This window comes from Bradyrhizobium sp. 160, assembly GCF_023073735.1.
Classification (GTDB): domain Bacteria; phylum Pseudomonadota; class Alphaproteobacteria; order Rhizobiales; family Xanthobacteraceae; genus Bradyrhizobium.
Genome location: NZ_JADPKD010000054.1, coordinates 217,740 through 233,003 on the forward strand (window position 1 = coordinate 217,740; position 15,264 = coordinate 233,003).

Consider the following 15,264-nt stretch of genomic DNA (forward strand, 5'->3'; position numbering starts at 1 on the left):
CTGACGTCAATCGACGTAACCATACCTCTTGTAGTATCGATTGCGATAGTAGGCTGCGCCGTACGTATCGTATCGGCTCATCACCGACACGTTCACCTTGTTAAGAACCGCACCGAGCATCCGCTCGCGCACAACCGGCGTTTCGCCTAGCACGCGCTCGACGATATCGATTTTCGACTTCGCCCATTCGATGACAAGGATATAGGAATCGGCCAACCCCCCGGTCGCCCGAACGTCGACGACCGGCGCCAGCGGGCTAAGATCGAGAACGATGCGATCAAAGTGCTGCCGTAGTTGCTGGAACAGGTCGTCCATCTGTTGCGAGGCTAGCAGGTCGCTCGAATTCGAGAAGCGCGATGTGATGGCACAAGGAAGAAAATGTAGATTCGTCTGCGGGTCTATCCAGACCACGTCCCTCCAATCGGCTTGGCCGATGACGACATGGATCAAGCCGTCCTGCGCAGCCGGAGTAAGCCTTGCGGTGAGGCTTGGGTTGCGGATGTCGCCATCGATCAGCAGCGTACGGCAGCCGCTTTGCGCCAAGGTCTGCGCCAGCGCTTCGCTGATGGTTGACTTTCCCTCGTTCGGGAGAGCGGAGGTAATCCCCAGGACCTTGTTGGACCCTGCACCGAAATTTGCGAAATCGCTGGCGAGCTTGATCGACCGAAATCCCTCCGCGAAGCGTGAAAACGGGGCATTGATCACGTGCCGCCCGACGCTCTCCTCAGCTGAAAGCAGACGGTCGCGATGCGACTGTTGGTGGCTGAACGCGGGCGCGGGCCCGTGGAGTGGCAAGGTCGTGCCGGATCCCCCGTGACTCGGTGATGCCTGCTGCGGTTTGGGCTTGTCGCGTTTGCCGAATCGCCAGGCCGCTTTGCCCGATTGAGCGGAATTCGCTTTGATGGCCTGCTCTATGACCGGAATCGAAGCGAGACATCGGGTATCCACGAACTTCTCGACCTGCGAAACGGTACGGAAGACGCGATCCATCATATCAAGCAGGATTGCCACGAGAGCTGCGAGAATCGACCCACCCACGATCGCCGCAAGCAGGATGAGTGTCGTTCTTGGCGACGTCTTGTTGGGAAGAGTCGACGCGGCCTGGCTGATCACCCTAGCTTCGGTAATGGGAAACGACTGCTGCTGAACCGAGACCATGTACAGTTGCAGGAAGTTGTCAGACAATGCGCGAGCGCTCTGAGCGTTGCTTTCCAGATCTCTCAGGATGATCTGAGCCTGGCTGGTATTATTCGAGACCGCGATCGTATCGTTCAAGCTCTTCTGGCTGGACTCTTCGCGCGCCTTGGCAATTTCAAGGTCACTCTTGTAGACCTCGGCCGTGCGTCGCAGTTCGTCAACGATCGAGCGTCGGATTTCACGCATCTGATTGCGTAAATTGACAACCGCCAGATGTGTCGATCCATACCGGTTCGACCAATCGGCCTGCTTGGCCGCGTACTCGAGATAGGTCTGGCGCAATTTGGTGATGACCGGGTTGGCCATCGTCTCGCTCACCGTTGCCAAATCATTCAGAATGACCTTCGAATCGTCGCCGTCTGCATTCAATATCGCGGTGATGCGTTCGAGCTTAGCTTGTGCCTCCGCACGCTGGCTACGCGCAGTCGTCAGCGAAGTATTGATTTCAGCGAGTTGCTGCTCGGTGAGCAGTCGCCCGCCGGCGTCGACGATGTTGTTCTTGGCCTTGAAATCCGCAACGGTGCGTTCGGCGGAAGACGCCTGCGACCGCAATTCCTTCAATCGGTCCTGCAGCCAGACCGCCGCCCGTCTCGAGGCCTGATATTTCGACTCCAACGAATCCACGATATAGCCGTCGGCGACTGCGTTGGCGATCCGCGCTGCCAACTCCTGCGACAATGCCTGAAAGGAGATCTCGATAACATAGCTCACGCCGACGCGCTTGATGCTGAGGCCGCTCGCAAAGCGAGCGAGTGCTGCGCGCAGTATTTGCTCCTCCGTGGGCGGGGTCGACTCGGAGAATATTCCGGTAATCGCGCTACTGATGCTGCTGAGCAATCCGCCGCCGTCGCTCATGAAGTCTGCCGACTCCGCAAGTTTCAGATCCTTGATGACTTTGGAGGCGATCGCTTCGGACTTGAGAAGTTCGACCTGACTGTCGACCATCGCCGAGTCGATCGGGTTGTCTGCGCCGCTCGCGGGCGCTTGCGTCTGCAGGCCCTGCATCTTGCGGCTGTCGATCATCAGGATCGCCGTTCCGGTATATCGCTTCGGTGCCGTGAACACGTAGACGCCGGCAAGACAGATGCACAGGAGCAGCGTGAAAATCATCACTGGATACTGGCGGCTCATCAGCGCAAGCGCAGAGGAGATGGTCTGCTCCAGCGATGGGGCTTCCGGCGCCGTGTTTTCGATCTCGCGAGATGTGATCTTTGTTTGAAGCATCCGGCCCGCCTTACTTAAATCTCTGTGAATGCGGCATCAGGCTGGCCTTGCCGCGCTGAATTCGTGCAAAAAGTGCCGCGTAGAAGATCCCTGTTGGTCGAATTCGACACGACGGATGCGGTGATCGACGCGCGGCGCTCGAGAATTGGCCAGTGCCACCGAGGCTCTCTTGTCAAAGCACCTAGTCGGTTCGTGCGACACGTTATTGGTCAGAGAAGTTTCGGCAACGCTGCAGGGCCACCGTAGGTACCGCTTGCCGCAAAATCGTCATAATGCCCATCTCCGTCAACTTTGCCAAAAAAAGCGACTTTCAAGATCGAGACAATTCACGCCGCCTGAGAAGATCATGGTTCGCCCACGAATTGGGCAGGATTCCACGAATGCTACGTGCCGACCCGGTGGACAGCGTCCGACCGGGCTCGAATTCTGCGATGCAATATCGACCTGAGTGTGACGGACAAGCATGAGATCTTGCAACTGCCACAGGCAAGGCGAATCGGGTCTCGCGGTTACGACCGAGCACGCGACGCCGGAATCCGAACGGGTCTGGTTTCGGAATATCCGCTATGGTGGCGAGAATCGGCTTTGAAATTCCACCGGTGAATCTCCGATCTCCGGACACTTGAAGGATCCAGCCAACAAAACCTCAATCAAAATCCTTGATGGAGGATTCCCGATTCCAATCCACAAGCGAGCTTGCCAGATCGTACTCGAATTTGAACCCGCTTGCGATCAGATGCTTCGGCAGAATGTTCGTAGAAAACCACAACTTTTTGATCCGGTCACGATTGATGCCGGTCTTGATGCCGACAGCCTGCAGCACCTCGAATGGAAGCACGGCGAGATTCATTAGCCACACCGGAATCCTTATCGTCGGCTTGGGGTATGCGGCAGTTCGAGAGAAGGCGGAGCAAATCTCGCTGATGGTATAACGGTCCTCATAGCAGAAATTGTAGATCGACAGACCGTCGTTGCGAGACGCCATGAAGAACATCGACGAGACCAGGTCCTTCACGTAGCCGCACGACTTGATGGTGTCGGTTCGGCCGGGATAGATGAAGGCCCGCCTTTCGAGAAGCCTCGACAATCGCGTGAAATTGCCTCGCTCGTAGCGCCCATAGATGACGGCGGGGCGCACGATGGTCAGCCGCCTGTCCGGGTCCTCCGATTGCCATAGACGATGGATCGCTTCGGCCGAGAGTTTGGAGCGTCCATAGGCACTGACTGGGACCGGCGTCGCATCTTCGGTAAGTGGGGTCTCGGTCGGACCGTAGACCGATATCGAGCTGGTAAAGATGACATTCCGGCTGCCAGTGTCTCTCGCAAATCGGCAGACGTGCACCGCACCCAGCACGTTTGTATAATAATAGTCGCCGTCCGGATGACCTGGGGTGACATGGACTGCAGCCAGGTTGAAGATGTCGGCAGGCAGCCCGCCTGCGAGCTTCGGGTCGATTGGCTCACGGACATCATGATGGACATACTCGACGCCTTCGACATGCGCCCTAGGCTTCCCGATATCCACTGAGACGATTCGGTCGTAGCGGCCGGAAGCGAGCATCCGCGTCATCAGATGTGTACCGATGAAGCCTGCGCCTCCGAATACAATAGCCTGGGTGGGATTGGACATGTGCGCGATGGTCAACTTGAGTGAAGGTGCTGAGTCAACGGCGACAAATTTCGGTCAAGGCTCCCTGACAATCGAGCGCACGCATTGGAAAGCGGCGCGCCCTGCCGTTGCAAGGGTTGTGCCCAGAAAGAACAAGATTGCTTGATGTGCAGTGCGCCCGCTCGCGACCGCGAGCGCTTATGTTGCTCGACATCAGTGAAGCGGGCAATTTGGGGCAGCAATTGGTCAGTCATGCGTTTCTCATGTAGCGATAACAAGATCGTTACCGACAGCGCGTGTGACATGCTCGGAATCATCGGTTCCACTGGGCGATCCCCAATGCGGTGGCGCTGACTCAAGCGGCAGCGCGAATAGATGGGAGGACGGACTCCTCGTCTGAACAACGACTCAATAGAGCTCGCGATACTCAAATTGGAAGTTCGTTGATCCCGCCGCGATCCCCAATAATCTTTGCAGCTTCTGGTAACCTGCGAGCGGAACGACGATGCAATCGGAACTTCCCGCGTAGCAAACCCGAACCCGGATCGATTGACCGCAGATGTTTTGAACCAGCACAATCTGCTCGATGATCTTGGGATTGTTGGCTTGAGGGTGTGTCACCGGATTGACTGATATGCAAAGCTTTCCGTCCACTGTCGTGTGATTTGGAGCGAAGGTACCTTCCATCGGTCGAATCGAACTCGAAGGCCGAGTGGAAATGCCGGAGCCGCCATACATCGGAGGAGATGTGCGACCGAAGCCGGAAATTTGAGCATCGGCCGTCGTTGCGAGGAGCGATAAAGCGATAGCTACACATATCGCCACATAACCGTCTGAGCGCCTAGATCGGTTATCATGCATCTTCACTGCTCTGCACATCCATGATGGTTGGGGCCAGCTCTCGAAAGAAGCCGCGATTGTCGCGGCAGGATAGAGTTGCAGTTGCGGCAACAGAATGACAGGTAAAATAGTTCCCGGGATTGCAGGCGGGAATCTTGCCTCTTCCTTGCGCTTGAAAACACGTGCTAGAGGCTGCACCTTCCTGGAGTAAGTGTCTGACGCCCGTCGACTGTGATGTTCTGTCGGCCGTCATGTGACGTACTTGCAACGCGAGTATTCTAGGCGGCGAATGTTGAAGGAGATACCAGGACACGCTGTGTTGCCGGAAGTCGAACCGGCGACCCTGCCGCGCCTCTCGGTCGTCATTCCGAACCACAATTACGCAGCTTATGTGGGATCCGCGATCCGCAGTGCGCTGGACATACGATGGCCAAACGTCGAAGTGATCGTCGTCGATGACGGGTCGACGGACCATTCACTCGACGTCATCAACGAATTTGCAGACGAAGTCACAATCATCAGCCAGGCGAACGCCGGGCAGATGATGTCATGTGTGAACGGCTTTCGCAGGTCTTCCGGCGATATCATCATATTTCTCGACTCGGACGATGCCTTGCATCCTGATGTCATGACGGAGATCGTATCCGTCTGGTCCAAAGCCGCGAGCAAATATCAGTTTCAGATGCGCGTGATCGATGCCGAGGGGCAGCCGACCGGAAACGTCCTGCCGCAGTACTTCTCCTGTCCGTCCTCGGAGGACGTCCGCAAGTGGATGGCAACCACCGGCGCCTATCCGACGCCGCCCGGGTCGGGAAATGCCTACCCGAAATGGTTTGTCGAGCGTGTCTTCGGCTTTGAATCCGACTTCGTTGATCGGGCTCCGGACAGTTATCTTTTGGCGGCCGCTCCTGCATGTGGCGAGATCGTAACGATCACCAAGCCGTTGGCAGACTACCGCGTGCACGGCCTCAATCACGGGGCTTTCCTTCAACTCGATGATACCCGCTTTGCGAGAGAAATCGACCTCACGCGGAGGCGATACAAATTCTTTTCCGAGATCGCGCGCGCGGAGAAGCTGCCGGTTGCGCCCGATGCGCTCAAGAGCAATTTGATATTTCTTTGTTTGCGGATAGCGTCGTTCAAGCTGCGGCCGGACCTTCATCCAATCGCGGCGGATAGTTCATTGAGCATCGCTGTCGATGCGCTTGGAGCGGCTGCGTCGCCGCAAGGTTTCTCGAGATCGCAGCGCATATCGCTGCTGGCTTGGATCTTCTGCACCCTGATCAGTCCGCAATACTTCCGTCGTGCCCTGGTGAGTTTGCGCTACGTGCCCGCCCAGCGGCCGAAATGGTTGCGCGCTTTGCTCGGTCGATTCCGCATCATTCGATGATCGGGCGCAGGGCTGGGACACTTCGGTCAGACGGCAGCTTTGGGACGGATCGACCTCAGGCCGGCGCCTGGCGGCTGCGACCATACGCACAGCATTGCCATCATGATCAGAAATGGAGCCATGGCGAGGTTGCCGCCGCCGAGCTGATAGCAGGCCAGCATTGTCAATGCGAGCATCGAGTTGTCTTTCCTGAATATCGAGAGGATGAGATAGAACAGGAAAATCAGTAGCCCGATAATTCCGTAATCCGCGACGAGCTTGAGAACGGGATTTCCGCTGCCGCCAAAGTAGGCAGGCGACCGTTCCAATCCGCCGGGCCCCGAGCCGATGAGCACTCTATCGGTCCGAAAGAGATAGTCCCAAGTCTGTAGTTGTGCGACGTAGCGAGCATAGCCGCTCGACTTGGTTGAACTGAATTCATCAAGTCTACTAACGATGGGATCAAAAGGTTCCGGTGCAACGAGGTACGTTGTGCCAATCGTCAAGGCAACGGCCGCCCCGATGGCGATTACCCGCAGTGATTTGAGCGGAGCAATCAGGGGATAGGCACCAAGGGACACGACGAGCACCAGGAGGCCCGATCCGGACCGAGTGAGCACGTACGAGATGGCGTACAACGGAAGATAGGCAAGTCGCCGCAAAATGAACACATCGACGACCACACCTATAGCGAGCAATTGGGACAGCGCTCCCGGCTCCATCGGGAAAAAACCGTTCGCGCGCCGATTCAACGACCCATAAAATTCCACCGCATTTTGATTGTAGGCGGACTCGACGAGGACCGGATCGAGCGCCGGGATTGCATCCTTGAACGAGAAGATGCGTATTCCGCCGAATTGAAGAACGATCTGGACGATTGCCAGAACGGCGCACAGCCGAACATAGAACAGGAAGACGGGAAGGACCGCCTCGTTCGAGAATTTCGTCGAGGGTCCGAACAGGAAGATCGAATTCGTGACAAGAACCATCGCAAGTGATGCCGGGCTGGTCTCGACACCGCGATCGGGAGATTCGGCTGCGGCGACCGCGCTGAAGAGAAACCAGACGACGACGAGTCCGAATGCGAGAGTCTGCGGCCCGCGAATGCTCACCAGACCAACCCACCATCCCCACGCCACGAGCGCGAAGAATCCGAACAGCGAAAAGAAGATCTGTCCGGTCCCGATGAGGAGCCCGAAGCGCTGCATGCAAATGCACAGAATGAAGGCGATATGCGCGAAAATGACGCTGTTGGTCTCGTCGCTTGACGCTGCTGCAGCGCGCTTGTTAGACGAGGTTCTGGCTGGGAATGTGTCGAGGCTCACCATGTTGGGACTCGTCGATTACTGTCTCTTGGCGCCTTGGTTGCGTCTGGGCACAGGGTAACGATCGCGATCGACCTTGGTCTCTCTCGTGAGGCTGTTCACCCTCTATACTCGAGCCTGTAGCGACTTCCCACATGGAACACAACGCGAGCGCAAGATTTAACCCTTACGTTCATGGTGCCAGAGGTTTGTTTTGCCTCATGGTATTCGTCTATCACGTCGTTCATTCCGGACTGCCCACGTTCGATCTGTTTGCCAAGGGGCCGTTGGGAGAAGCGCTGCAGACCGGGAAATTCGGTGTCGAGTTCTTCTTCGGCATCAGTGGAATCGTGATTCTGCCAAGCCTGTATCGGGCATCCTCGGTCGTGACCTTTATTCTTGATCGCTATGCGAGGATTCTTCCTGTGCTCTGGGCGACCGTGATCGCGATCGCGAGTTTTGGCTGGCTTTCAGGAAGGGGTCCAAGTCTGCTGCTGGTTGGTGCAAATCTGTTGGCGCCGCCTCCATTCATTGACATCATCCAGATCAATCCCGCCGCGTGGTCGCTCGGATACGAATTCCTGTTCTATGGAGTATGTGCCGCCGTCTTCCTGATCAGCGGCGTCAGTCGGCCGCTGGCCCTGGCATTAGCCGTCAGTTCGCTGATCTTGCTCGTGTACTATCCCCGCGCGCTCCTGATGATTGGTGGCGTGCTCATTGCGGAGAAGTACCTATCGTCGACCTTGTTGCAATCCTTGGCGAAGTACCCGGCGATCTTCTTTGTGCTATTCCTGACTGTCTGGAGAGGCCTCGAGCTTGCCAGCGCAACAGACTACGTTGGCTTTGTGACGCCGGCACATTTGTCATTCCATGACTGGATCTCTGCTTTTCCATTTCTTGTTCTTGGTGGCGTCTTCGGGACTATTTTCCTGCTTGGCGTGTCCGGAGGAAACGGTCTGTTCGGAAGAATGCTGCGTTGGCAGGTGATGCAATGGCTGGGAACGATCAGCTTCAGTTTTTATCTCTGGCCGCCGATCGTCATGGCTGGGGTCAAGCTGATCATGTATCGAACGGGCATGGTCGATGCATTGGGGAGCGGATCGCAACTTTGTTTCCTCCTGGTCTCGCTTCCGCCGTCGCTTATCGTTGCGACGGTCAGCCATCGCTTCCTTGAAGTGAAGGTGACGGGACAGATTCGAAAACGGCTCGACAGGGGCTCGGAAGCGAAACCGGCAGTCCGGCCGATCAATCAAGCACTCGACGGCACTCAAGGAGGGAACCTGATCGGGGAACAGTCAAATGTTCTTGATTGTTCGACAAGTCACCGCCCCAAAACGATCGCAAGTTAACTGTCTATTTGGGAAAAAGCCGCAGAGCCGTGCGCTCGATTGTGCCGGTTTGCGACGTGGCAGCGTCACCGCTGCCATCGTCTTTGCGCATTGGGCCAGCACAGCGTTTCCCAGCCGGGCTAAGAGCCGAACCGAAAGGATCTCGTTGATGATCGCAGCCGTGCGCACGCAAATCCTTTGTGTCGCCTCGATAGTCGTTGCACTCGGATCCGCGACGCCGGCCTGGTGCGCTGGCTGGGAGCTAGTTTTTTCGGATGAGTTCAACGGCGACAAGCTTGATCGGACCAAATGGGCCACCCGATACATCTACAACAACGAAACGATGGATCGCTTCAACGATGAAAAGCAGCGTTACCGCGACAACCACGTGATGTCCGAGGGTGCGCTGAATCTGATTGCAAAAAAGAATGAAGGGGCGGACACGTTCGATTCCGCGATGATCCGGAGCCATCAGACATTCTACTACGGCTACTATGAAGCGCGGGTCTTTCTTCCGAATGCGCGGGGATCGTGGCCGGCATTCTGGCTCGAAGCCGACTACGACATCGATGGAAAGTTCTGGCATCCGCCGGAGATCGACATTTTCGAGTACGTCATCAATGGCGTGGAAGACAAGCCGAACATGCTGCACTCGAATGCCATGAGTAAAGATAAGTGGACGCCGCAGTCCTACACGTATGTGGACAGCTCGTTCGTGCTCAGGTTTCAGGACATGGTCAGCAAGGAGGATCTGAACAAGGACTGGCATATTGCCGGCTTCGTTTGGGCTCCTGACCGCATTTCGTTCTTCTGGGACGGTCGTCTCGTCTACACGCGCATGTACCAGTGGCTCAGGAAGGACGGCCAACTGGGGCCGCCGGCGCACATCGATCTCAATTTCGCTGTCGGCGGAGCAGCGTGGGCCGGTCGGCACGGGATCGATGATGCGGCTTTCCCGCAAACGTTCAAGATCGACTACGTTCGCGTCTGCCAGTTCACGTCCTCTGAGCGCGGAAGCCGAAAATGCGGTCCGAGCGACGTGACACCGGATCCGAATGATTTTGGATATAAGGCAGCGCTCAACGACATGCCCAAGCCGACATTTCTCAACGTTACGAATGTGGTGGCGGATAAGAAGCCGAATGCGGGGGTGTTGTCACTGAGCACAACCGACCCGCTCAAGATCGAAATTCCGGTCAAGATTCCGGACGACTATCCTACAAATCGAACGATTCATGCGTACGTCTTCGATGCAACAACCGGCGCGATGGTCGCATCGGCAAAGAAGCCGCTACAACAGGTCTCTCGCAAGGACGCGGAAGATGGCGTCAGTGTGATCGAATTTGCGCTGCCGGCCGTACCGCGTGAAGGGAACTATCTGCTGGGCAGCAAACTGACGGCTGAAGTCGCGGGCGAGGTCGGCCCCAAAGAAGTCCCAGTTGCTTGCGACACCACGGTGATCCAACCAAAAAAGGCCAGATCTTGCCGTCTATTGTCGCTGCATGTGCGCCGCTGATCGGAGGGGTGCATCCAGCGTGAGCACAACTCCGTGGATCTGGATCAAGCCGAGCACCGCTGATTGCGATCGGCACGCTGTCCGAGGGTCGGTCTGAATTTTGCTTTGGCTGTGGCAGGTGAGGCCTCATGCGGGCTTGCCTGTCACGGTCAGTGTCTCTTGCATGGGTAGTCGTCCATGAACTCAACGGTTCGCGCCGTCAGGCAAATTCTTCGTGGTGCATTGCGCGGCAGCCCGAGCCGGCTTTGTGATCATCGCACGTGGCGAAGTGAACATCCGCGTACCTGGCTGACTGCCGTCGATGAAGAGGTACTGGCGCGGAAGGCGCCGGTTCGATTCGGCAGCCGCGACGCAGGTTTCGGTGAAAGCGTTGACAACAGAATGCCCGAGCTGGGCATTCTCCGCCTGGACAAGGCCCGAATCCTCGGTCCCGACGGCTGGCTCGTGACGGAGGATGGATCGCTGCTCTACGAGAGCACCTGGTACGGATCGTCGTTCTCGCGCCATCCGCGATCAGTTGCCTACGGGACGCCGCTGCCGCTAAGTGGCACCTGTCTCTCGCTGGCGAGTGATTTCGCCGGAGGAAACTATGGGCACTTCCTGCTCGATTGCCTGGGACGCTTGGCGCTATTTCAGAAAAGTGGCCTGTCGCTCGATGATGTCGATTATGTCTATTTGCCCAAGCCTGCGTCCGAAACGGCAGCCAAACTCGTTCGCCGGCTTGGAATTCCAATGCGCAAGTGCGTGTGGGCAGGCGAGGAGGATATCCAGGCCGATCTCGTGATTGGCACTTCGTTTCCAGGCTTGCGACGGAATTATGCGCCATGGCTTACGGAGTTCTTCCGCTTGCAGCTAGCCAAGTCGCCGCTTCGTCACGACAGGCGCGTATACGTTCCGCGCAAAGGACAAAGGAAGGTTGCTAACGAAGAAGAGCTGATGCCTGCACTGAAAAAGTTCGGCTTCCAGATCTACGAATTTGACCACGTCGAGGATGAAGCGGCGTTTTTCGCGGAATGCTCGATTGTCGTTGGCCCACATGGTGCAGGGCTGACCAATCTCGTATTCTGCTCGCCTGGAACGCAGGTCCTGGAGCTGATTCCCTCAGACCACGTGCATCCCTACTACTACACGATCGCAACGTCCGCCGGCGCGGACTATTCCTATATCGTGGGAGACAGCAAGGGAACGCGCCCGCAGGGCGCGTTTGGACCCAGTCCATTCGATTTCGAGGTTGCGCCTGACATCTTCGAGCGCGCACTGGAAACCATATGCCAATGAACGAGCATTGAAAATGGTCGCTCTTGGTGCGCGTACGCCGCTCCCTTTGTCGAAAAATTCAATCGCCATCGGAGCTGCCTGGATCGGCGTGAGCCGGCTGGTGGTTGCCAGTCTCGGCTTCCTGAACACGCTCATATTGGCGAGAATGCTCACGCCGGAAGATTTCGGCCTGGTTGCTGTCGCGACGGCCATCATTGCTGTTCTGACATCTATGACTGAACTGTCCCTGGCATCGGCCCTCATTCACCACAAGGATCCAAGTGAAGATCAATTCCACGCCGCGTGGACGTTGGGCCTGGCTCGTGCCTGCTTGCTCGCACTCTTGCTGTCGTTGCTTGCTTATCCGGTGGCGTTGTCCTACGGCGATGGCCGCTTGATTCCAATCTTGTTGGTCCTGAGCTGTTCGATTGTAATATCCGGCCTTCGAAACCCGATGCTAGCGATGATGCAGCGTCAACTCGTCTTCTGGCAGGAATTTGTGACGAGCAGCAGCCGGGCGCTCGCAACCATCCTCGTCTCCTCCGGGATCGCCATTTGCTTCAGGAGCTACTGGGCACTGATCGCCGGGGCCGTCGTCGCCAACTTCATCGATGTCGTTGCCTCTTATCTGATCCAGCCGTTTCGGCCGAAATTCCGGATAAAGGGTAGCCGCTCCCTATTCTCGTTCTCTGTGTGGCTATCGCTCGGACAGGCCGTCAGCACGCTGAACTGGCGTTTCGACCAGATCATCATCGGATATTTTCTTGGGAAATCCACCCTGGGCGGATATGTGCTGGGCAGCGACCTGGCCGCCACGCCGACAAGAGAAGCAACAAATCCGCTCGCCGGGACGCTGTTTCCCGCGTTCGTGAGGCTGAGGGACGACAAAGCGGCCCTTCAACGAGCTTATCTGTCGGCGCAATCAATGCTGTGTGTGATCGCCTTTCCGGCCGGGTTCGGCTTCGCGTTGATCGCCGATCAATTCGTTCCGCTCGCGCTGGGTGAGGCCTGGGCAGGCGCGACAATCGTGATCCAGCTCCTCGGTGGTGCAATTGCGTTGCATACGCTCAGCGCGACCGTCCAACCCCTTGGTCTGGCGCTTGGGCAGACGCGCAGGTTATTTCATCGCGACGTTGCGATCCTGATCGTGAGGCTGCCTGTCATTGTTGCCGGCTTGTGGGTAGGGGGGTTACTTGGCCTGCTGGTCGCTCGCGTGGCGGTTACGCTCGGCGGAGTCGTCTACAACATGGTCCTGGTCCGCGAACTGATTGACGCTTCTGTCTCCCGGCAATTTCTCGTGAATCTGAGGACCGCTTTGTCCACCTGCACGATGATCATTGTCGGTCTTCTGACCAATTGGGCTTTCATTACATTTTTTGGCCATGAGTCTCACGTCTATGCTCGGTTGATTGCCGTTGTTCTCGTGAGCGCTCTTGCCTATGTCGGGTCACTTATTGGAGTCTGGCGAGCGACAGGCTCGCCGGCCGGGCCCGAGCGTGAGATCCTGCGAATCCTGGGCGCAATCGCCGACAGGTTTGGAAAAACTGGGAAAGTCATCGATGAGAATCGAGCGATCGGGTGAGCAATATGAATGAAAGATCGAAGCGCCGCGTCGCGCTGATTACGGGCGTCACGGGTCAGGACGGTGCCTATCTCGCCGAGTACCTGGTCGGCCTGGGCTACGCCGTTCACGGCATCAAGCGGCGATCGTCCTCATTCAACACCGCCCGTGTCGATCATCTTTATCAGGATCCGCATGCCGGCAATGTGCCGTTCCTGATGCATTACGGCGATATGACGGATTCGACAAACCTGATCCGTCTAATGCAGCAGATCCGGCCAACAGAGATCTATAATCTGGCTGCACAGAGCCATGTGGCGGTCAGTTTCGAGAGCCCGGAATATACCGCGAACGCGGATGCGATTGGAACGCTGCGGCTATTGGAAGCGATCCGCATTCTCGGCATGGAGAGGGAGACGCGGTTCTATCAGGCGTCCACCTCCGAGCTCTACGGCCTCGTGCAGGAAGTGCCGCAGAAGGAAACGACCCCCTTTTACCCACGCTCCCCTTACGCGGTGGCGAAGCTCTATGCCTATTGGATCACGGTGAACTACCGCGAGGCCTACGGCATGTTTGCCTCGAACGGCATTCTCTTCAACCACGAGAGCCCGATCCGCGGCGAAACCTTCGTCACCCGCAAGATCACGCGTGCCGTTGCCCGCATCGAGACGGGTCTCGAAGAGACGCTGTATCTCGGAAATCTCGAGGCCAAGCGCGACTGGGGCCACGCCAGGGATTATGTCGAAGGCATGCACATGATCCTGCAGGCCGAGCGGCCTGACGATTTCGTGCTGGCAACCGGGGAGACTCGCTCGGTGCGCGAATTCGTGGAACTCGCCTTTGCCGAAGTCGGCCGCAAAATCGAATGGCGGGGCAAGGGCGTCGAGGAATCCGGTATTGACATGAAGTCAGGCAGGATCGTCGTGCGGGTCGACCCGACCTATTTCCGTCCCACCGAGGTCGATCTCCTGATTGGCGATCCCAGCAAGGTGCGCGAGAAGCTCGGCTGGAAATCCAGGACCCCTTTCGCGCAACTGGTCAAGGAAATGGTGGCGTCCGATTTGCTCGAGGCCAAGCGAGAGGTTGCCAATGGCAAGCACTCTATTTGAGCTGGCAGGCAAGACCGTCTTCGTCGCCGGCCATCGCGGCATGGTTGGCTCCGCGTTGGTGCGACGGCTCGCAGAGGAAAATGTCGAGTTGCTGACGGTGTCGCGGAGCGAGGTAGACCTGCGTGACCAGGCCGCCGTCGATAGATGGTTCGCTGCAAGGCGTCCGCAAGCAGTGTTCCTTGCTGCCGCCAAGGTCGGTGGCATCGTCGCCAACAATACGCTACGCGCCGAGTTCCTCTACGACAATCTCGCGATCGCGACCAACGTCATTCACGCCGCTCATGTTAATCGATGCGAGAAGCTGATGTTCTTTGGCTCCTCATGCATCTACCCCAAACTCGCAGTCCAGCCGCTGCGCGAAGAGTCGATGCTGACTGGTCCGCTGGAGCCGACCAACGAACCTTACGCGATCGCCAAGATCGCCGGCATCAAGATGGTCGAGGCCTATCGTAGCCAGTACGGTTCAAATTTCATCAGTGTGATGCCGACCAACCTCTATGGGCGCGGCGACAATTATCATCCAGAATACAGCCACGTCGTCGCGGCGTTGATCCGCCGCTTCCATGAGGCCAAGACGTCGGGAGCGAAGAACGTCGTGGTGTGGGGCACCGGCACGCCGCGGCGCGAATTCCTCTTTGTCGACGATCTGGCAGACGCCTGCATCCACCTGATGAAGACCTATTCGAGCGGCGAGCTCGTCAACATCGGCACCGGCGTGGACATTGAGATCGCCGAATTCGCCCGCCTGGTCGCGGAGACCGTCGGCTATTCCGGCGAGATCAGCTTTGACACCTCGCGCCCCGACGGCACCCCGCGCAAATTGCTCGACGTCAACCGGTTGGCGAAACTGGGTTGGCGAGCCAAGACCCCGCTCGAGGATGGGCTCAAGCTGGCCTATCAGGCATATCTCGGCGAGAACCGGCAGGCGGGAGAGTAGGGAGCGCACTTCT

At 57.4% G+C, this 15,264-nt stretch carries 11 protein-coding genes; 7 read left to right on the forward strand and 4 right to left on the reverse strand.

The window, feature by feature from the left end:
- Nucleotides 1-6: 6 nt before the first annotated feature.
- The 3 genes from IVA98_RS20670 to IVA98_RS20680 form a co-directional block, all read right to left on the reverse strand.
- Nucleotides 7-2,421, reverse strand: a complete 2,415-nt coding sequence (locus tag IVA98_RS20670; RefSeq protein ID WP_247355432.1) for a polysaccharide biosynthesis tyrosine autokinase — start codon at nt 2,419-2,421, stop codon at nt 7-9.
- Between the two features lie 646 nt (nt 2,422-3,067).
- Nucleotides 3,068-4,051, reverse strand: a complete 984-nt coding sequence (locus IVA98_RS20675) for an NAD-dependent epimerase/dehydratase family protein (RefSeq protein ID WP_247355433.1) — start codon at nt 4,049-4,051, stop codon at nt 3,068-3,070.
- A gap of 387 nt (nt 4,052-4,438) precedes the next feature.
- The gene (locus IVA98_RS20680) at nt 4,439-4,717 is read right to left on the reverse strand and encodes a hypothetical protein (RefSeq protein ID WP_247279499.1); all 279 of its coding nucleotides are present in this window, start codon (nt 4,715-4,717) and stop codon (nt 4,439-4,441) included.
- 472 nt (nt 4,718-5,189) lie between these two features.
- Here IVA98_RS20680 and IVA98_RS20685 point away from each other — a divergent pair, with 472 nt between their 5' ends.
- A complete protein-coding gene (locus IVA98_RS20685) occupies nt 5,190-6,260 on the forward strand; it encodes a glycosyltransferase family 2 protein (protein ID WP_247305531.1) in 1,071 nt (356 codons plus the stop codon).
- Between the two features lie 26 nt (nt 6,261-6,286).
- On the opposite strand, the gene IVA98_RS20690 is transcribed toward IVA98_RS20685, so the two are convergent.
- Nucleotides 6,287-7,567 (reverse strand): hypothetical protein, encoded by a 1,281-nt coding sequence (locus tag IVA98_RS20690; protein WP_247279501.1) that lies wholly within the window; start codon nt 7,565-7,567, stop codon nt 6,287-6,289.
- Nucleotides 7,568-7,698: 131 nt separating this feature from the next.
- Between IVA98_RS20690 and IVA98_RS20695 the strand changes: the two genes are divergently transcribed.
- From IVA98_RS20695 to fcl, 6 genes are all read left to right on the forward strand, one after another.
- The gene (locus IVA98_RS20695) at nt 7,699-8,892 is read left to right on the forward strand and encodes an acyltransferase family protein (RefSeq protein WP_247305534.1); all 1,194 of its coding nucleotides are present in this window, start codon (nt 7,699-7,701) and stop codon (nt 8,890-8,892) included.
- Entirely contained in the window at nt 8,843-10,387 is a 1,545-nt protein-coding gene (locus IVA98_RS20700) for a glycoside hydrolase family 16 protein (protein ID WP_247305538.1), read from the forward strand. The genes IVA98_RS20695 and IVA98_RS20700 overlap by 50 nt, the downstream gene beginning before the upstream one ends.
- A 177-nt stretch (nt 10,388-10,564) precedes the next feature.
- A complete protein-coding gene (locus IVA98_RS20705; RefSeq protein ID WP_247355434.1) occupies nt 10,565-11,665 on the forward strand; it encodes a glycosyltransferase family 61 protein in 1,101 nt (366 codons plus the stop codon).
- Between the two features lie 13 nt (nt 11,666-11,678).
- Nucleotides 11,679-13,226 carry a lipopolysaccharide biosynthesis protein gene (locus IVA98_RS20710; RefSeq protein ID WP_247355435.1) on the forward strand — a complete coding sequence of 516 codons (1,548 nt, stop codon included), beginning with the start codon at nt 11,679-11,681 and terminating at the stop codon, nt 13,224-13,226.
- Nucleotides 13,227-13,231: 5 nt separating this feature from the next.
- Complete coding sequence (gene gmd, locus IVA98_RS20715; protein WP_247305546.1) at nt 13,232-14,314, forward strand: GDP-mannose 4,6-dehydratase; 1,083 nt, start codon at nt 13,232-13,234, stop codon at nt 14,312-14,314.
- Complete coding sequence (gene fcl / locus IVA98_RS20720) at nt 14,295-15,251, forward strand: GDP-L-fucose synthase (RefSeq protein WP_276576807.1); 957 nt, start codon at nt 14,295-14,297, stop codon at nt 15,249-15,251. Before gmd ends, fcl begins: the two co-directional genes overlap by 20 nt.
- Nucleotides 15,252-15,264 lie beyond the last annotated feature (13 nt).

Coding starts and splice junctions, on each gene's coding strand:
- IVA98_RS20670 (WP_247355432.1), bottom strand. CDS start 2,421: ATGCTTCAAACAAAGATCACATCTCGCGAGATCGAAAACACGGCGCCG.
- IVA98_RS20675 (WP_247355433.1), bottom strand. CDS start 4,051: ATGTCCAATCCCACCCAGGCTATTGTATTCGGAGGCGCAGGCTTCATC.
- IVA98_RS20680 (WP_247279499.1), bottom strand. CDS start 4,717: ATGGAAGGTACCTTCGCTCCAAATCACACGACAGTGGACGGAAAGCTT.
- IVA98_RS20690 (WP_247279501.1), bottom strand. CDS start 7,567: ATGGTGAGCCTCGACACATTCCCAGCCAGAACCTCGTCTAACAAGCGC.
- IVA98_RS20695 (WP_247305534.1), top strand. CDS start 7,699: ATGGAACACAACGCGAGCGCAAGATTTAACCCTTACGTTCATGGTGCC.
- IVA98_RS20700 (WP_247305538.1), top strand. CDS start 8,843: ATGTTCTTGATTGTTCGACAAGTCACCGCCCCAAAACGATCGCAAGTT.
- IVA98_RS20705 (WP_247355434.1), top strand. CDS start 10,565: ATGAACTCAACGGTTCGCGCCGTCAGGCAAATTCTTCGTGGTGCATTG.
- IVA98_RS20710 (WP_247355435.1), top strand. CDS start 11,679: ATGGTCGCTCTTGGTGCGCGTACGCCGCTCCCTTTGTCGAAAAATTCA.
- gmd (WP_247305546.1), top strand. CDS start 13,232: ATGAATGAAAGATCGAAGCGCCGCGTCGCGCTGATTACGGGCGTCACG.
- fcl (WP_276576807.1), top strand. CDS start 14,295: ATGGCAAGCACTCTATTTGAGCTGGCAGGCAAGACCGTCTTCGTCGCC.